The sequence below is a fragment of the Aromatoleum toluolicum genome (genome assembly GCF_012911005.2).
Lineage (GTDB): Bacteria > Pseudomonadota > Gammaproteobacteria > Burkholderiales > Rhodocyclaceae > Aromatoleum > Aromatoleum toluolicum.
This window is the reverse complement of sequence record NZ_WTVS01000056.1, coordinates 17,168-35,946: the sequence shown is the minus strand read 5'-3', so window position 1 is coordinate 35,946 and position 18,779 is coordinate 17,168. Positions and strand designations below refer to the sequence as shown.

The following is an 18,779-nucleotide window of genomic DNA, read 5'->3' as shown; positions in this document are numbered from 1 at the left end:
GGAACGCACCGTCGGCCGCATCCCCGCCGCCTCCCGCTCCCGTCGCCCGTCGCGACACGCACGAGCAAGAAGCCGAAAGTCTCGCCGAACAGTGGCTGCGCCGCGTCCCGGACGAACCGGCGGGACTGCTGCGCCGCAAGCTCGACCTCGAACACCGCCGGCGCCAGAGCGGCGAGGCTCCGCGACCATGGTGAAATCCAGCGCACTCCCGGGCCGCCGCCACGGAACCGCGCACGCACTGGCGCGACTGTCCCTCACCGTCGCCCTCATCGCCGCCGCGCCGAGCCCGGCTCACGCCGACGACACAGGCGACAGCGCACGCCCAGGCCCGGCGCTATGGGTCGAGGCGGAACTGCAACCGGACACGCTCCACGTCCAGGCGCAGGCGCGCTACACCCTGCGCCTCTACCAGGCGGTCAGCGTGCGCGAGCTCGCCTTCCATGCCCCCCATTCCGCGCTCGCCGAGATCCGCCCAGCGGGCGAGAACATCCACGACGTCACGCGAAACGGCCAACGCTACCGCGTCACCGAGCGGCACTTCGCGGTCTTCCCGTTCGCGAGCGGCACGCTGCAACTCTCGGGCGGCCATGTCTCGCTGCGCACGGATGGCGCCTCGCCGCCCGAACGTCGAATCGACGCGCCCCCCCTGACCCGTGACGTCAGCCCGGTCCCCGCCGGCCACCGACCGCAGGAATGGCTGCCCGCCCGCGCCGTGACGCTCACCGAATCCTGGCAGCCGGACACGCCGCAGCTACGCCCCGGGCAAGCGCTGCGCCGCACGATCCGCATCGAGGCCAAAGGCGTCGCAGCGGCCCAGATTCCCCCACTTACCCCCGGCGCAGACGGTTTCGCCCTGCATCCGGAACCGCCGCACCTCGAAGAACGCGTGGAAGACGGCTGGATCACAGGCATACGCGAGCAGAGCTGGCGGCTCGTTCCCAGGCAGGGGGGGGATCTCACGCTCCCCATTCTCCCGTTGTCATGGTGGGATCCCGTCGCCGGTCTGCCGCGACAAGCCACCCTTCCGGCACGCCCCATTGCCGTCATGGCTTCGCCCCGCGCAAGAGACATCCCGACGGACGGACGCGTGGCACCTGCGGCCGCGCTCGCACCGGCACAACAGAGCGCTCCCGCGGCGCCTGCAGCAGACACCAGCGCGACCACCACCGGCGCCGCCCTCCTCGCCGCGATCGCGCTACTGGCCACCGGCGCAGCCTTCACGCGCAGATATCGCGACACCAGGACGCTGCGCGACATCCGCCGCGCCTGCCACGACAACGACCCGGTCGCCGCCTGCGCGAGCCTGCTGCAATGGTCCCGCGAAATCGGCGTGCCCGCACCGACCAGCCTGCTCGCGCTCGCCCATCACCTGGGCGGCACCGCAACCGGCCGGGAGCTCGCCGCCCTCGACCGCCACCTGTATGGCACTGTGCATGAGCCCTGGAGCGGTCAAGCGCTTCTCGCCGCCCTGCACCATGAACAGACGGAGTTCCATCCTGCCTCATCCTGCGCCCGAAAAAGACCTGAGGGAATCGTGTCCAGAGGCCGCGAAAAATGACGTTCAACTCCCGGCTATGATCTAATCCGCCCGCCACCCTCACCACCATAGGCCATATCCCGACCGCGGCTCGGGTAGTTGCCCCGACAACAAGCGATCAGTGCATGCCGACCAGAAGCCCCTCCGCCCCACAGGTGACCTGCAGCGCGCACAGCGAAAGCACGCGAAAGGCAGCGATTCTGGTCCTCACCTCCACCTTTCCGCGCTGGATGGGCGACACGGAACCGCCCTTCGTCCTCGAGCTCTGCCGCCGCCTCGCCGTCAGTTATGAAGTTTGGGTTCTCGCACCCCATGCACCGGGCGCTGCCGTCCGCGAGCAGCTAGATGGGCTTAACGTCGTCCGATACCGCTATTTCCCGGCACGGCTGGAGAACATCGCCTATGAAGGCGGCATCACCGCAAAACTACGCAAGACTCCCGCGAACTATCTCGTCCTGCCCTTCTTTATCCTGAGTCAGTGGCTGGCTGTTCGCCGGCTTCTCCGCCACAAGGCATTCGCCGCGATCCACGCACACTGGCTGATTCCCCAGGGACTCATAGCCATTACATGCGCCGCCACACGGACCCGTCCACCAATCCTGTGCACCTCCCACGGAGGCGATCTCTTCGGTCTCAAGGGTTTCGCAGCCGAATGGATCAAGCGGCTCGTCCTGCGGCGGGCCCAGCGCCACACGGTCGTGAGCCAAGCGATGAAACGCGCCGAAATCGAGCTGGGCGCAGCCCCCGAGCGGATCGACGTAATCCCGATGGGCGTCGATCTGAGGGAAACCTTCATTCCCGGACAGGCAGCGCGAAGCGGCACATCGCTCCTGTTTGTTGGCCGACTGGTGGAAAAGAAGGGTCTCGCATACCTCCTTGAGGCGCTTCCACCACTACTGACGGACTTTCCCGACCTGACGCTCACCATAGCCGGCGACGGCCCCGACAGATCCGCCTTGGAACAGCTAGCCACATCCCACGGACTTGCCACACACGTCCGCTTTCTCGGCCGCATCTGCAATGACCAGCTCCCCGCCCTCTACCAGCGGTCCGAAATCGTGGTTTTCCCCTCCATCATGGCCCGCGGGGGCGACCAGGAAGGGTTCGGGCTCGTCGCCGTCGAGGCACTGGGATGCGAATGCGCCCTGATCGCAACCGACCTGCCTGCAATGAGGGACTTCCTCGAAGACCGCGTCAACGCACTGATCGTGCCCCAGAAGGATGCTCACGGCCTCACGATCGCCCTCAGGACGCTGCTCGATAACCCTGCATTGCGCCTTCACCTCCAAAAGGCTGGTCGACTCTCGGTTCTGGATCGCTTCGACTGGCCCGTAATTGCCGACCGCTACGCACGGATCATCCACAATCTCATCGAATCGCCCGCCGGAACGACGCCCCGCGAACAGGCCACAACAGGGCAACAGTGAAGACCATGAGCGCACCGACCTGCTCGATCTGCATCGCCAATTACAACGGCGAATCGCTGCTCGCCGACTGCATCGACTCCATCCTCGCCCAGGACTGCGATTTCGCGTTCGAAATCCTTGTCCACGACGATGCCTCGACCGACGCATCGCTCGCCGTGCTGCACGCGCGCTACCCGCAGGTCGAGGTGATCACGAGCACCACGAACGTCGGCTTCTGCATCGCCAACAACCGCCTCGCCGACCGCGCCCGCGGCGACTACCTGCTGCTGCTCAACAACGACGCCGCCCTCGCCCCGGACGCCCTGTCGACCCTGTTCGCCCATGCCCGCCGCCAGCAACCGCCAGGCATCCTCACCCTGCCGCAATACGACTGGGAGACGAACGTACTCGTCGATCGCGGCTGCCTGCTCGACCCCTTCTACAACCCCGTTCCGAACCTCGCGCCGGACCGTACCGATGTCGCGATGGTCATCGGCGCCTGCCTGTGGATCCCGCGCAAGCTATGGCACGAGCTCGGCGGCTTCCCCGAATGGTTCGAATCGATCGCGGAAGACATGTACCTCTGCTGCCGCGCACGCCTTGCGGGCTATCCGGTCGAAGTGACTGCAGGCAGCGCCTACCGGCATCGGCAGGGACAAAGTTTCGGCGGCAACCGCGCCTCTGGCGGCAAGCTCGCCAGCACCTATCGCCGCCGACGCCTTAGCGAGCGCAATAAGACTTTCGTCCTGGCGATCTGCACACCCGGCCCCTGGATGTGGCTGCTGCTCCCATTGCACCTTCTGACACTCGCAACCGAGGGAATCGTGCTTGCGCTCGCGCGCAGGGAACTGCGCATATGGCGCGAAATCTACGCCAACGTCTATCGGACCCTCGCCAGCACATACTCACAGCTATTGCTGGAGCGGCAGGCCGTCCAAAGCAAGCGCAAGATTGGCTCCATCTCTTACTTACGCGGCTTTCTGCCATATTCGCGCAAGCTGCAGCTCGCGGTCAGGCATGGATTGCCGGGACTACGCTAAGGTTGAGTACCTGTCTCGGTTCACGTTCACCGAAATGAAGTTGCAGGCGCAATTCCGCGGGCCGTTCGTGCGAAAATTGCGGACTAAGTTATGCAACTCTGATTGACCCGGCGCATCTGACCGAATGGTCTCGACGCCATTTTTGTGGAAGCAGGTTCCGGATGAGCAAACGCGCATTGATCACGGGCATCACCGGCCAGGACGGTGCTTATCTCGCCGATCTCCTTCTGCAAAAAGGCTACGAAGTCCATGGCATTCGTCGTCGCACCTCCCTGTTCAATACGGCCAGAATCGATCATATATACCGCGATTCGCACGACCCGGACGCGAAACTATTCCTCCATCACGGCGACATGACGGATTCGAGCAGCCTGCTCAATGTCGTCGCCAAAGTGCAACCGGACGAGATCTACAATCTGGCTGCGCAAAGCCATGTCGCTGTGTCTTTCGAGCAGCCGGAATACACTGCCAACGCCGATGCGCTCGGTCCACTTCGCCTCCTCGAAGCGATCCGCACGCTTGGACTGGTCAGCAAGACACGCTTCTACCAGGCATCCACTTCCGAGCTCTTCGGCAAGGTTCAGGAAACGCCGCAACGCGAAACGACGCCGTTCTACCCGCGATCCCCTTACGGCGTCGCCAAGCTTTATGCTTACTGGATTACGATCAACTACCGGGAAGCCTATGGCCTGTACGCATGCAATGGCATCCTGTTCAACCATGAGTCACCCAAACGCGGCGAACTGTTCGTCACGCGCAAGATCACGCGCGGTCTCGCCCGCGTCGCACACGGACTGGAGAACTGCGTCTTCCTGGGCAACCTCGACGCACGCCGCGATTGGGGCGACGCACGCGACTATGTCGAGATGCAGTGGCTGATGCTGCAGCAGGAAGAGGCACGCGACTATGTCATCGCGACGGGTGAGCAACACACGGTGCGCGAATTCGTCGAGGCCACTGCCCGCCACATGGGCTTTGCCATCGACTGGTACGGCGAAGGCGTCCACGAATGCGGACGGGTGGGCGCGGTCATGCGCGACGGCTTGCATGTGCAAGCTGGCCAGACCGTCGTGCGCATAGACCCACGCTACTTCCGCCCGGCCGAAGTCGAGACCCTTCTCGGGGACGCGTCGCGTGCGCGTGAAGAGTTGGGCTGGGAACCCCGCATCGGCTTCGAACAGCTGGTGGCCGACATGGCCAACCACGACCTAGCAGCTGCCGCGCTCGAGCGATCGCGCATCGACACGACGCCCCACACGTGACGCGTACGGCACAACTCCCGAAGGCGGCAGGACAATTCCTTGCCCCTGCGCACATCGACCGCAAAGCCGCCCCGGCACCATGAACAAGATATCGATCGCGCTATGCACGTGCAACGGCGAGGCCTACCTCGGCGATCAGTTGCGAAGCTACCTCGATCAGCACCGCGCTCCCGACGAAGTGGTCATCTGCGACGATGCCTCTTCCGACGCCACGACAACGCTCCTCAGCGCATTCGCAAAGAATGCCCCATTCCCCGTCCGCATCACCTGCAACCCTCGACGACTCGGGATTACGGCGAATTTCGCCCAGGCGATCACACAGTGCAGCAGCGACTATATCGCTTTGTCCGATCAGGATGACGTGTGGCTCCCGCACAAGCTCGCTCGGCTCGAACAGGCATTGGAAAGCCGCCCCGAAGCCCAGGCTGCCTTCAGCGATGCACGACTGGTCTCGAGCGAACTCGATCCATTGAGGCGCACGGTCTGGCAGTCGATCGGGTTCGGCGATGCGGACCGTCACGCCTTCAGGGCCGGCAATGCCGTCGCGGTGCTTGTCAGGCAGCCTGTCGTGACCGGCGCCACGCTCATGTTCCGCAGCGGACTGCGCGCCACGGCACTACCCATTCCCGCAGGCTGGATGCACGACGAATGGCTGGCGATGCTGGCCGGCGCGGGCGGCGGTCTCGTGGCCGTCGATGATGCGCTCGTCCTGTACCGGCAGCACACATCGAACGCGATCGGCGGCACCCGGAAGGGCCTTGCGGACAAAATGCGCGCTGCACGCGCCCTGCCCCGGCAGACCTACCTTCGCGGCGAAATCGACCGCCTGCAAACGTTGCTGGAGCGCCTGGGCCCCGCGCGCATCACGACGTCGGCACGCGCATCCATCCTGGCAAAGCTTGCCCATCTCGAACGTCGTCTCCAATGGCCCTCTTCTCGTCTGCGCCGCTGGATACCCGTCGTCGGTGAATGGCTCGATGGCGGATATCGCCGCAGCAGCCGCAACTGGCACAGCATCATGTTCGATCTTCTTGCAGCCGACGAGGACGACCGGGCGCCGTCGCAAATGGCTCGCCCCCCAAACCGACCATGACAGCCAGCCCGCTGATTTCCTTCTGTATCACAACCTTCAACCGGGGCGAAGTGATCCGCGAAACGCTCGAATGCCTGCTCGCTCAGGCGGACGCGGACGTGGAGGTCGTCGTCGTCGACGCCGGCACCGACGGAGTGTGCGCACGCATCGCAGCCGAACTCGAGGCACATCATCCGCCGTTGCGCTATTTCCACCGCGAGGAAAATTCCGGACTCGATCGCGACTTCTGCCATGCGGTGGAACTTGCGACAGGGCAGTACTGCTGGCTTTTCTCGGACGACGACCTGATCCAACCGGGCGCGGTCGAACGCATGCGCAGGCATCTGGCCGACGAACCGGCGCTCGTGGTCGCCAACGCAGCGGTCCATGGCCCCGATCTGCGACGCGAGCTCGTGCCTGCGATGATGGCCCTGGACAAATCACTGACCCTGCAGCCGGGAGAACAGACAGAACTACTCCGGATCGCCGGCCAATGCCTCAGCTTCATCGGTTGCGTCGTCATTCGACGCGATGTGTGGCTTGCCCGCGACCCCCAGCCCTACTGGGGAACGATGTTCGTGCACGTCGGCATGATCTTCCAGGCTCCCCTGCCCGGCCCTGCACGCTTGCTCGTCCAGCCCGAAATCCTCATTCGCTATGGCGTCGGCTCTTGGCGGCCGCGCCAGTTCGAGATCTGGATGAAGCGATGGCCCGACCTTATCTGGTCCTTTCCTGCCCTCGCCGACAGCGCCAAGGCCGCCGTCGTGCCGCGCTACCCGGCACGAAAACTGAAATCGCTGCTGCTTTACCGCGCAAAGAATGCATATGACGTCAACGGGTTTCAGACCATCGTCGCCGCACAAGTCTGCTCCCCATTACGACGCATGGCGGCCCGTCTGGTGGCGCACCTCCCACGCGCTCCATTGCGGCTACTGGCGATCCTGTACATTCGATTGGTCCAGCCGCAGGCGACGCTCGATCTCGTCGATCTGGCCAGCGCAGGCGGACGCCCCGCACGCTGCCTCAGCGGAAGCCTGGGCCGGGCGCCGTGAACACGCAACGCAATTTCGGACGCAACGTGGCGGCAAATCTCCTCGCGCGGACGTGGGCGGGGGTGCTGTGGTTTGCTCTGGTGCCCGCGTATCTCGCATTTCTCGGCCCCGAGGCGTACGGTCTCGTGGGTCTGTACCTCTCGCTGTCCATGATCGTGCAACTGCTCGATCTCGGGCTGAGCCCAACGATGACGCGCGAGCTTTCACGCGCTTCAGGGCTAGCTTCAAGACTTGCTGCACTCAAGGACCTGACGGCCACAGCGGAAGCTGTGACATGGGCCACTGCGTTAATCATCGCAACCAGCCTCTGGTCCGTCTTCACCCTCACCGCATCAGGCTGGCTTCGACCGGATAGCCTCCCGCAGGAGCAGGTCACCCTCGCGATGGGCCTCGCAGGCCTCGCGGTCGCCGCCCAATGGCCGGTCCTGCTGTACAGCGGAACCCTCGCCGGTCTCAACCGGCAGACCTGGACCGCGGCAGCGGGTGCCATCTTTGCGACCCTGCGGGGAGTCGGGTCCGTCCTCATCCTGTGGAAGGTCTCACCGACGCCCGCTGCTTTCTTCCTCTGGAACGCGACATGCAGCATCGCCCATTCCCTCACGCTCGCACTCGCGCTGCGCCGCGCCGCCCCTCCGGAGCTGCGCGGCGGCCGGCCGAAACTCGCGGCGATCGCCCAGGTAAGTCGTTTCGCCGGCGGAATGTCGATTCTCGCCGTCCTGGCGATCATCGTGACGCAGGTAGATAAGCTGCTGCTGTCGGCATGGTTGCCACTGGATAAATATGGGTACTACATGGCCGCCGCTGCCGTCGCAACGATACCGCAATTCATCGTTTCGCCAATTTCTGCCGCACTGCTGCCGGAACTGTCCCACGCACTCGCCCACGGACCGACCCCGGGCGCAATCGCGCTCTATCGGCGGACATCCCGCTGGCTTGCCGTCGCGCTCGCTGCGCCGACCGCCCTGGCTCTCACATTCGGCGACGAAATACTCGCTGCCTGGAGCGGCAACGCCAGGCTGGCTGAGGAGGTCGGTCTGGCACTCGCACTGCTGATGGCAGGGGCCTTTCTTAATGGCCTCATGTGCGTCCCGTACACTTGGCAGATCGCACGCGGCTGGCCGCAGATTCCCATCCGAATCAATCTCGCATCGCTCTGCGCCATGCTTCCCGCGCTATGGTTCGGCGCAAGCGAATTCGGCCCGCCTGGCGCGGCGTTTGCTTGGCTCACATTCAATCTGGCCTACGTGGCAGCGAACCTGTACTCCATGACGAACAACGCTCCCGAAACACACCCGTTGGAAGGACTCTTGCAGGACGTGCTACGGCCGATTCTCGCCGCTGTGCTCGTGTGTGCGCTCGCGACTGCGCTGCCTGTGCCCGAATCGCGCCAGGCGCTGGGCGCGATGCTGTGCGGCATTCTCGTCCTCGGCGCCACCGCCGCCTTCATCGCCACGCCGCAGTGCCTCAAGGAAGTGCTGGCGTGGCGGAACACGCGTCCCATTTCGCAATGACCAGCCTACGTCATCACTACCACCAAGCCCTGCGCCGAACCCCGGTCCGCTATGCACAGTTCGGCGAAGACGCGCTGCTGTCTGACATATTCCCGAATGCAACGGGACGCGTGATCGTCGACATCGGCGCCCACGATGGCATCATCGGCAGTAACTCGAAATTGCTCGAACAGTTGGGCTGGCGCTGCATCCTCGTCGAACCAAATCCGAGCCTCGCAGCTCTGGCGCGAGCGAACCGCACGTCGGAGGTCTTCGAGTGCGCGCTCTCGCATGAAGAGGGTAAGGCTGTCCTCACAATAGTCGGCGGGGCACCGGGGGCAGACGGGATGTCCGGAATCGGACTGGCGCAGTCAAATCGCGAGCGGATCAAAGCCGCGGGCTACACGACACGGGAAGTTGCCGTCCGGACCACTCGGCTCGATACGCTGCTCGAGGAAGCGGGCATCGACGGACGTCCGGACGTCGTGTCCATCGATGTCGAAGGACATGAAGCAAGCGTCCTGACCGGGTTCGACATCCGGCGCTGGGCGCCACGTCTCCTGATCGTCGAGGACAACTCGGACTATGCCGATTCCCACATCCCCGACTGGATGCAGATGCACGGATATCGCCGCGTCTTCCGCAGCGGCGTCAATGATTGGTATGCCGCGATCGGCGACCGGGCATTCGATACTCCGGCAAACCGCGCCTACATCGCCTGGCGTGTCGCAACGGGCCCACTGCGCCGTACCCTGCGCGTCCCCGTCGAGGCATTACTGACCAGCCTCAGGCCGTGGCTGACGGCCCACCCGACCCTGAAGCGCAGGCTCCAGAGAACCAAGCGCTGGCTTGGCATCACTCGGACGTTCTGAAACCCCTGCGATGACCGTATCCCCTCCCACAGCGATAATTACCGGCGCCGGCGGCCAAGACGGCTCCTATCTTGCCGAATGGCTGGTCGGTCGTGGCTATCAGGTCATCGCCGTCGTCCGTCATGCGCCCACAGGCTACGAACGGCTGCGGCACCTCGATCGCCAGATCGAGATCACGCAGGCTGACCTGCGCGACACAAGCGCGCTCGAAGAACTGGCCCGGAGATGTGCGCCCGCCGAGTTCTATAACCTCGCCGCCCGAGCCTCCAGCGCGACACTGTTCGACGCCCCGGCAGAAATGGGAATCGAAAACGGGGTCGTCGTCGCACAGATACTCGAAATTCTCAGGCAAACGTCGCCCCGTACGCGCTTCTGCCAAGCCGGCAGCAGCGAAATGTTCGGCAATGCGACTGTCAGCCCCCAGGACGAAACCACGGCATTCAGGCCGCGCAATCCATATGGCGCGGCCAAGCTCTTTGCTCACGTGGCGGTCCGGACCTACCGCGAACGACACGGCATGTTTGCCTGCAACGCCGTTCTCTATAACCACGAAAGCCCGCGCCGCGCCCACGAAATGGTCACGCGCAAAGTCGCCATCGCTGCCGCGCGCGCATACCGCGGTCTGCCCGTTGCACTCACGCTGGGGAATCTGGATGCCCAACGAGACTGGGGTTACGCGGGAGACTACGTGCGTGCACTCTGGCTCATGCTCCAGCATCACATCGCCGACGACTACGTCGTCGCCACCGGCAAACTGCACTCCGTTCACGACCTGTGCGAGATCGCCTTTGCCCGCGTAGGGCTCGACTACCGTTCCTTTACGAGCATCGATCCGAATCTCGCGAGGCCGCCCGAGGCCGTACCGCTATGTGGAGACAGCCGCAGGGCACGCGACGTGCTCGGCTGGGCCCCCGCAGTCAGCTTCACGGAAATGATTCATGCCATGGTCGATGCCGAGATCATGGCGATCGACCGCAACCTCGACCAAACGACACACAATGACTGATCATGATCATTCGCCGCTGACCGCGTGCCGCGTCTGCGGCAATACCACGCTCGAACCAATCCTCGACCTTGGGCTGCAGGCATTCACAGGCATCTTTCCGCGAAGCCCCGACGCAGTGTTGCCGCGCGGCAGACTCCAGCTTGTAAAGTGCGTCGGCACGAACTGTTGTGGACTGGTCCAGCTCGGCAACGAATTCGACCCTACCGAGCTTTACGGAACGCACTACGGCTACCGCTCCGGTCTGAACCCTTCAATGGTGGCGCATCTGCGCAGCAAAGTGGCTGCCATCCTTGCGCAGTCGCCCTCGCCTGAATCCGGCGACCGGGTCGTACTCGACATCGGCGCCAATGACGGAACCACCCTTTCGTTTTACCCGCAACAGGGGCATACGCTCATCGGCATGGATCCCTCAGCGGAGAAATTCCGCGGCTACTATCCCGACCATGTCCAACTCGTGACGGATTTCTTCTCCGCAAAAGCCTTCCTTGCCGCCAGTGGTGGCCGTCGGGCCGACATCGTTACATCGATCGCGATGTTCTACGACCTCCCGTCACCCCAGGACTTCGTCAACCAGATCCGCGAAATCCTTGCTCCGGGCGGCTCGTGGACGAGCGAGCAGAGCTACCTCCCGCTTATGCTCGAGCGCAACGCGTACGATACAGTCTGCCACGAGCACCTCGAGTACTACGCGCTGCGCCAAATCGACTGGCTGGTTGACCACGCAGGCCTCAAGCTCGTCGACGCCGAACTCAACGACATCAATGGCGGAAGCTTCTCGTTCACGGCGGTGCACCGGGATGATCAACGGCGACCGTCTGCGCGGCTTGGCGCATTGCGCCGCGACGAGGCAAAGCTCGGACTCGACGGTCTCGAGGCATATCGACAATTCGCCGCGCGCGTCGCAGAAAGCCGTCGCGCACTGCTTGGCTTCCTTTCCCGCGCGCGAGCGATGGGTGAGTCGGTCGCCGGGCTCGGAGCCTCGACCAAAGGCAACGTGCTGTTGCAGTATTGCGGTATCGGCCCTGACGACCTGCCGCTTATCGGCGAGGTGAATCCCGACAAGTACGGCTGTTACACACCAGGCACCGCGATTCCGATCGTCCCTCAAGGCGACGTACTGGCGACGGAACCGGATTATCTCCTGGTGTTGCCGTGGCATTTCCGCGATTTTCTGGTTAAGCGAGGTGAGTGGGGCAGGTCTCGCTTGGTCTTTCCGCTGCCGAAACTGGAAATAGTTTGAGGCAACGCCGGCGCGGCCGTGCCGCGCAATCCCCCTGCAAACCTGATGCGCCCGCACGCCTTGACTTTCGACCGTCAGGCGTCAGGGCCTGGAGTCCGCTTCCACGCCTGCGGGCCGATACATCAACTGCGTAATCTGTTCCGACACCAACCCGATCAGGAAAGTCGTCACCGCCGCAGTAAGCAGAAAGATCGTCGCGAGCGACAGGCGCCCATGGGCGGCAAAGGTGTACGCATAGTAGCCAACTCCCAGCAGTGCCTGCAGCCCCACGACCGGCGCAAAAAGCTTCAGCGGCGAATACAGCGTGCCGATCTTGAAAATGATCAGCAGGAAGCGCGCCCCGTCCTTGAGAATCCGCACATGGCTCTTGCCGACCCGCTTCGCCGCCTTGATCGGGATATACGCCACCGGATAACCCGCACGGAAGAACGCCATCGTGCTCGTGGTCGGATAGGAAAAGCCATTCGGCAACAGGTACAGAAACTCGCGGAACCGGTGGGCACGCGCCGCGCGAAACCCCGAGGTCAGGTCCTCGATCCGATGGCCGGTCATGTAGCTCGCCAAACGATTGTAGAACCGGTTCGCCAGCCCGCGCCCGAGACTCGCCTGCGAACCGCCGTCACGCGCACCGACGACCATGTCGAAGCCTTCGCCCAGTTGCGTCAGCAGTCGCGGAATATCGGCGGGATCGTGTTGTCCGTCCGCATCCATGAACACGAGGATATCGCCCGTCGCCGCACGCGCCCCGCTCTTGATCGCCGCACCGTTTCCCATGCTGTAGGGGTGTGTAACCACCTTTGCGCCCGCGCGCTCTGCCTCCTCGCACGTGGCGTCCGTTGAGCCGTCGTTGACCACGAGAAGCTCGGCATCGGGAAATAGATTCCTGATCCCCTCTACCACCCTCCCGATTACCGCCCCTTCGTTCTTCGCGGGCAGGATGACACTGAGTCTGTTCATGTAATTTCCGATCCAAACGGGCAGGCACGTGACCATTACCTCGTCATTGAAGCGACAATGATAACGCCCCCTGACACCACAAGCACGATTCATGCTAATTCGCACCAATCGGGAACGAAGCTTGCTTTTGACATTCGCCGCTTGAACTAACGCAGCGCGCCGCCGACTCACACTCTAGCGCCCCAACGCCGTGCCTCAACTGAAGACAGCCGAGTCGTCCCTACTTCCCCGTGCGATTGTCGCCGCCCTGCTGATCACCGTGATCTTTGCCGCCTACCACGGCATCGAGGCGAACAGCTTCCACTTCGACGACTGGCACAACATTCTCCTGAACACGGCGATCCATCTCGACGACCTCACCCTGAACGGCCTGCTCGACGCCGCCCGGGGCGCGTCGCTTCCGCACCGCCCCGTCGCCTCGATCACGTTCGCGATCGACTGGTGGCGCGGGGGAGGCGAGCGCGCGGCACACTTTCTCGTGACGAATCTCGTGCTGCACGGCGCGACCGGCGTTGCCGTGTTTGCCTTCCTCCTTCAGTCGCTGAGCCTGACCGGGTCCGACAAAGCATCCTTGCGGACAGTCGCGGCAGCCGGACTTGCTGCCGCATGGTGGCTCGTGCAACCGATCCACGTCCAGGCCGTGAGCTACGTCGTGCAGCGCATGACCGAACTCGCCGCGCTATTCTCGGTGCTGTGCATCTGGGCCTATGCGCGGGGACGCACAGCCGAGCGAGGACGCATGGCGTGGTGGGCTCTGTCATTGCTGTGCCTCATCCTTGGCGCACTGTCCAAGCAAAACGCCTGGATCACCCCCGCGCTCTTGCTGATGGCCGAGTTCCTCGTGCTTCGCCAGCACTCGGACCTCGTGCGTAATCGACTGGACAGGTGGCTGCTCGCGCTACCGGCCATACTCGGAGTCCTTGGCCTTGCCGCCCTGTTCATCGACGGCCCCTTCAGCCAGTGGATCCTGCGCGGCTATGAATGGCGGGACTTCACACTCGCCGAACGCCTGCTCACCCAACCCAAGGTGGTGCTGTTCCACGTCTCGCAACTCCTGTGGCCACTGCCGGACCGCTTTTCGCTCGAGCACGACATCGAAATCGTCCGCTCCGCAACCGCCCTCCAGTTCTGGCTACCCATGAGCGCGGTGCTCGCCTGGACTCTGGGCGGCATCTGGCTGGCTCTGCACCGCAAGACCCGGCTGGCGGGCTTCTTCGTGCTCTGGGTGCCCGTCACGCTACTGATCGAAAGCACCTTCGTTCCGCTCGAACTTGTATTCGAGCACCGCATGTACCTGCCCTCCGTCGGCGTCGCAGGCTTGATCGCTCTCGGTCTCGCACGAACACCAGGCCGGACCGCCAAGCTCTCGGCTCCCGCGTGGGCGGCGGTCGCACTCGCCACTGCCTTCGGCATCTGGTCGACCCAGCAACGCCTGCCGCAATGGCACACCGAGATCAGCCTGTTGGAGAATTCGACGAGGCACGCACCCGGCTCCGTGCGGATCTGGAACCAGCTCGGCCTGGAGTATCTGGAACACGGGAACCTCGAGCTCGCGAGGCGTGCAATCGATCGTGCCAACCAGATCGAACCGCGCTGGGGCGACGGCTACCCCTTCGTCAATCGCGGCGTCGTTCTGGAGGCCATGGGCCAGCGCGACAAGGCCCTTGCCATCTACGAAGAAGCGATTCGCCTGTTCCCGCGTCAGGTTCTCGGATACAACAACCGGGGCTTGATACGCCTGCGCGCCGGCGAATTCGAACTCGCATCCCGCGATTTCGACCGCGCGATCGAAATCGAACCCGATTACGCGCCCGCGTGGACGAATCGCGGCACGACCAATTTCCTGCGCGGCAGAACCGAAGCTGCACTCCCCGACTTCGAAACAGCGGTCCGGCTCTCGCCCCGCGAGTCGATCGCCTGGCACTATCTCGCCAACATCTACGCCGCCCGAGGCCGCCAAGCCGAAGCCGCAGCGGCCCGACTTCGTGCATGCCGTCTCGGTGTCGCCAAAGACTGCACACAATAACCGCCGCCCGCCATGATCGAGCACGCCGCCATCGCATCCGACACGCCTCCCGCCGCACCGAGTCAGGCAGCAACACGCGGACATCTCCTGCTCGCGCTACTCGCAATGACCCTCCTCGTGGCCTTTGCTTACCAGGGCATCGAAAGAAACAGCTTCCATTTCGACGACTGGCCCAACATCCTCGACAACGCCTCACTGCGCATGACGCATTTAAGCATTGGGGCACTCATCGACGCCGCACGCGGCGCCTTCCTGCCACTACGGCCTGTTCCATCGATCAGTTTTGCCCTCGACTGGTGGCGCGGCGGCGGCAGCGATGCGGCGCCCTTCCTCGTCACCAATCTGGTCTTCCACATCCTGACCGCGTGGGCGGTCTTCGCATTGCTGCTGCGCGTGCTCGCACAGGATCGCCCCGCGACACTGCCCACGGTCCTGGCCTGCAGCGCAGCCGCCCTGTGGTGGGCCACCCAGCCCATCCACGTGCAGGCGGTGAGCTACGTCGTCCAGCGCATGACCGAAATGGCTGCGCTGTTCACGGTCCTCTGCGTCTGGGCTTACCTGAAGGGCAGCCCCGCAAGCCGTGCCAGGAGGCTTTGGTGGGCGCTGTCTGCACTCAGTCTCGCACTTGCTGCGCTATCGAAGGAAAATGCCTGGATCACGCCCGTCCTGCTGCTGATGGCCGAATTCCTCGTCCTGCGCAATGACGGAAAGCTCGTCCGCAGCCGGCGCGACACGCTTCTGCTGCTCATCCCGGCGTGCGCCGCGATTGCCCTGCTCGCCGATCTCGTCTTCAAGGGACCGGTCAGCCAATGGGCACTGTCCGGCTATGCGACCCGCAGTTTCACGCTCGCCGAGCGCCTCCTCACCCAACCCAAGGTCGTCCTCTTCCACCTGTCCCAGATCGCCTGGCCGCTCCCGCACCGCTTCTCGCTCGAACATGAGCTCGGCATCGTGCGCTCCGCGGCCTCCCCCGATTTCTGGATACCGCTCGTGGCGATCCTCGCGTGGTGCCTGGCCGGCATCGCGCTCGCCGCGAGACAGGGCAGCCGTGTCGCCGGCTACTTCGTGCTCTGGCTTCCGGCGACCCTCCTCATCGAAAGCTCGCTGATCCCCCTCGAGATGGTCTTCGAACACCGCATGTACCTCCCCTCGGTCGGCCTCGCAGGACTGATCGCGCTCGGACTCGAACATGCGGCCCGGCGCGGCGGCATAGCCCTTGCCTCCGCTGCACTCGTTTTCGTCGCAGCCACCAGCTTGGCGCTGTGGTCGACCAGCGAGCGAATTCCCCAGTGGCGCACGGACGCGAGCCTGTACGAACAGGCGGTGCTGCGCGCCCCGCGATCGGCGCGGGCTTGGAACCATCTCGGCGTCGCAAATCTCGCCCAGCATCGTGGCGAAACCGTCAGCCGCGACCGTTACCTGCGCGCCCTTGATGCCTTCGACCGGGCCATTGCACTCGATCCGAAATATGCGGCCCCGCTCACCAATCGCGGCGTCGCACGCTACCTTCAGGGCGACATTGCCGGCGCACAGTCGGACCTCGAAAAAGCGATCGCCGTCTCGTCGCGCGAGGCCGCCGCCCAGCACTATCTCGGTGAAATCTATCTGCAGACAGGACGCTTTAACGAAGCGCGCACCGCCCGTCGCCGTGCGTGCGCGCTCGGCCTAAGCGTCGACTGCAACCGCTGAAACGGTCATTCCCCGATGCCCAACACCACCGCTCAGCCCGAAGTGCAGCGCAGCCGGTTCCGCCTGCTCCAACCCTGCCTGATCGCGCTACCGCTCCTCGCCATTGCAATCGCCTACCACGCAGCGCCGCAAAACGGATTCCATCTGGACGATGCCGTCAACATCGTCGGTCATGGTTCCATGCACATTGCCGAACTCGATGTCGCATCGCTCAGGCGTGCCGCCGCCGAGGCGCACCTGCCGCATCGCGTCCTCCCCAATCTCAGCCTGGCAATCGACTGGTGGCGCGGGGACGGCGCACCAGCACCGTTCCAGCTGACCAACATCCTGATCCATGCCGCCACCGCGCTGGCCGTGCTTGCATTCCTCCTCACGACCTTCCGCTGCGCCGGCCTTCCCGAGCGTGGCGCCTGGATCACCGCGGCGACTGCCACGACGCTTTGGGCAGTCCATCCGATCCAGGTCCAGGCGGTCACCTATATCGTCCAGCGCATGGCCTCGATGGCGGCCCTTTTCATGCTCGTCACGCTCATCGCCTACGTCCGCGCTAGAGCCGCCCCGCGCCGCTGGCCGTGGTATGGCGTCGCCGGCGTCGCAGCCGTCGCCGCATGCTTGTCCAAGGAGACGGCCTACATCCTGCCGGCTCTGGTCCTGCTCGCCGAATACACGCTGTGCCGCAAGCCGGGCGAGCGCATCAGATCGCGCGTCGACCACCTTCTCCTGGCGCTGCCCGTCGTCGTCGCCGTCTATGCGATCGTCGACCTCGCGATCCTGCATGGCCCGCTGTCGGACTACGTGATGGCGGGTTACGCGTCGCGCGACTTCACTCCGACCGAGCGCCTGCTCACCCAGCCGCGCGTGATTTTCTTCCACCTCGGCCAGATACTTCTCCCGCTACCCGGCCGCTTTTCGATCGAACACGCCTTCCCGACATCGACGAGTCTCTGGCAGCCATGGACCACCGCAGTCGCGATCGCCGGCATCGCTGCCTGGATTGCCGGCGGCATCTGGCTCGCCCTGCGCAGCAAATTCCCCGTTGCCGGCTTTCTGGTCCTCTGGGTACCGGCCACGCTGGCGATCGAAAGCAGCATCGTCCCGCTCGAAATGGTCTTCGAGCACCGAATGTACCTCCCGTCGGTCGGGTTGGCCGGACTCGCCGGCCTCGGGCTCCATCAGCTCGCCGACACCCGGTTCCGCCCCGCGGCAATCGTGCTTGCGGCAATTGCGATGCTTGGCTTCTTGGCGGCCACGATAGTGCGCGTTCCGACCTGGCGCACCCCCGTATCGCTCTACGAGCATGCCGTACGCAATGCACCGGACGCACCCCGCGCATGGACCAACCTCGCCACAGCCTATGAAGGCCAGGACAGGACCACGGACGCAATCGCCGCATATACGAAGGCCCTGGAGATCGACCCTGCCCGCGCGCTTGCCTACCTCAACCGCGGATCGAGCTATCGCAAGCGTGGCGACCTCGCCGCTGCCGAGGCCGACTACCAGAAATTCATTCGCCTGGAAGCGGGTGACTATCGCGGCCCCTTCGCTCTCGGCAGCCTGTATGCCGCATCCGGGCGATACGACGACGCGGCCCGCTGGCTCGACCTTGCCGACCGACTCAATCCGCGCTCAGCCCTTCCCGCGCGTGAGCTGGCGAACGTCTATTTCGCCACCGGACGCCCCGACGCCACGATTCGCGCCCTCGAACTCACCCGCGCCCGCGACGCCGCGATGGCCGACGCGCCCTACTTCACGCTTCTGGGCGCCGCACACGGTCGCCTCGGTCGCTTCGACCAGGCCATCGACGCATTCGATCGCGCGTTGCAGATCGACCCGGCCCTTGGCGGAGCCCGCCTGAATCGAGGCTTTGCCCACCTGCGCAGCGGCAATCCGCGGGAAGCACTCTCGGATTTCGACGCGGTGATCGCTCAGTCGCCCGACATCGCGCGCGCCCACTACGGCCGCGCCGAAGCCCTGACACAGTTGGGCCGCCATCGCGAGGCGCTCGAAGCTGGCCAACGATCGCTGGTCCTCGACCCCACCGATGAACGGACCGCCCGCCTCGTAAGCGAACTCGGCACGGTGCAGTGAGCGTAGCCGGACGACGCCCCGACCACCGCGCCGCCCGGAATC

At 64.5% G+C, this 18,779-nt stretch carries 15 protein-coding genes; 14 read left to right on the top strand and 1 reads right to left on the bottom strand.

All coding sequences use genetic code 11. The annotated features are described in order from the left end of the window. The 11 genes from GPA27_RS21255 to GPA27_RS21205 form a co-directional block, all read left to right on the top strand. Positions 1 to 194 (top strand): hypothetical protein (locus tag GPA27_RS21255; RefSeq protein ID WP_169142436.1); only part of this gene is annotated, 194 nt, incomplete at its 5' end. Further along, positions 188 to 1,558, top strand: a complete 1,371-nt coding sequence (locus tag GPA27_RS21250; RefSeq protein WP_169142435.1) for a BatD family protein — start codon at positions 188 to 190, stop codon at positions 1,556 to 1,558. The genes GPA27_RS21255 and GPA27_RS21250, both read left to right, overlap by 7 nt. Before the next feature lie 104 nt (positions 1,559 to 1,662). After that, positions 1,663 to 2,964: a glycosyltransferase family 4 protein gene (locus GPA27_RS21245; protein ID WP_169142434.1), complete on the top strand. Its 1,302-nt coding sequence runs from the start codon at positions 1,663 to 1,665 to the stop codon at positions 2,962 to 2,964. A gap of 5 nt (positions 2,965 to 2,969) precedes the next feature. Beyond that, entirely contained in the window at positions 2,970 to 3,983 is a 1,014-nt protein-coding gene (locus GPA27_RS21240) for a glycosyltransferase family 2 protein (protein WP_169142433.1), read from the top strand. Positions 3,984 to 4,144: 161 nt separating this feature from the next. After that, positions 4,145 to 5,245 carry a GDP-mannose 4,6-dehydratase gene (gmd, locus tag GPA27_RS21235; protein ID WP_169142432.1) on the top strand — a complete coding sequence of 367 codons (1,101 nt, stop codon included), beginning with the start codon at positions 4,145 to 4,147 and terminating at the stop codon, positions 5,243 to 5,245. Positions 5,246 to 5,324: 79 nt separating this feature from the next. Beyond that, positions 5,325 to 6,338 (top strand): glycosyltransferase family 2 protein, encoded by a 1,014-nt coding sequence (locus GPA27_RS21230; protein WP_169142431.1) that lies wholly within the window; start codon positions 5,325 to 5,327, stop codon positions 6,336 to 6,338. Continuing rightward, positions 6,335 to 7,369: a glycosyltransferase family 2 protein gene (locus GPA27_RS21225; RefSeq protein WP_169142430.1), complete on the top strand. Its 1,035-nt coding sequence runs from the start codon at positions 6,335 to 6,337 to the stop codon at positions 7,367 to 7,369. The genes GPA27_RS21230 and GPA27_RS21225 overlap by 4 nt, the downstream gene beginning before the upstream one ends. After that, on the top strand, positions 7,366 to 8,880 hold the full coding sequence (locus GPA27_RS21220; RefSeq protein ID WP_169142429.1) for a lipopolysaccharide biosynthesis protein: 1,515 nt from the start codon (positions 7,366 to 7,368) through the stop codon (positions 8,878 to 8,880). The genes GPA27_RS21225 and GPA27_RS21220 overlap by 4 nt, the downstream gene beginning before the upstream one ends. Further along, positions 8,877 to 9,731, top strand: coding sequence for an FkbM family methyltransferase (locus GPA27_RS21215; RefSeq protein ID WP_169142428.1), 855 nt, complete (start codon positions 8,877 to 8,879; stop codon positions 9,729 to 9,731). The genes GPA27_RS21220 and GPA27_RS21215 overlap by 4 nt, the downstream gene beginning before the upstream one ends. Positions 9,732 to 9,741: 10 nt before the next feature. Further along, positions 9,742 to 10,737 carry a GDP-mannose 4,6-dehydratase gene (locus GPA27_RS21210; protein ID WP_169142427.1) on the top strand — a complete coding sequence of 332 codons (996 nt, stop codon included), beginning with the start codon at positions 9,742 to 9,744 and terminating at the stop codon, positions 10,735 to 10,737. After that, positions 10,730 to 11,977 (top strand): class I SAM-dependent methyltransferase, encoded by a 1,248-nt coding sequence (locus GPA27_RS21205; protein WP_169142426.1) that lies wholly within the window; start codon positions 10,730 to 10,732, stop codon positions 11,975 to 11,977. The genes GPA27_RS21210 and GPA27_RS21205 overlap by 8 nt, the downstream gene beginning before the upstream one ends. An 81-nt stretch (positions 11,978 to 12,058) precedes the next feature. Here GPA27_RS21205 and GPA27_RS21200 read toward each other — a convergent pair whose 3' ends face one another. Then, entirely contained in the window at positions 12,059 to 12,934 is an 876-nt protein-coding gene (locus GPA27_RS21200) for a glycosyltransferase family 2 protein (protein WP_169142425.1), read from the bottom strand. Between the two features lie 190 nt (positions 12,935 to 13,124). Between GPA27_RS21200 and GPA27_RS21195 the strand changes: the two genes are divergently transcribed. From GPA27_RS21195 to GPA27_RS21185, 3 genes are read left to right on the top strand one after another with little or no spacing between them, the layout of a single operon-like run. Continuing rightward, a complete protein-coding gene (locus GPA27_RS21195; protein WP_256223068.1) occupies positions 13,125 to 14,960 on the top strand; it encodes a tetratricopeptide repeat protein in 1,836 nt (611 codons plus the stop codon). A gap of 12 nt (positions 14,961 to 14,972) precedes the next feature. Further along, positions 14,973 to 16,649, top strand: a complete 1,677-nt coding sequence (locus GPA27_RS21190; protein WP_246261317.1) for a tetratricopeptide repeat protein — start codon at positions 14,973 to 14,975, stop codon at positions 16,647 to 16,649. 15 nt (positions 16,650 to 16,664) lie between these two features. Then, complete coding sequence (locus tag GPA27_RS21185; RefSeq protein WP_169142424.1) at positions 16,665 to 18,737, top strand: tetratricopeptide repeat protein; 2,073 nt, start codon at positions 16,665 to 16,667, stop codon at positions 18,735 to 18,737. The last annotated feature ends 42 nt before the right edge of the window (positions 18,738 to 18,779 follow it).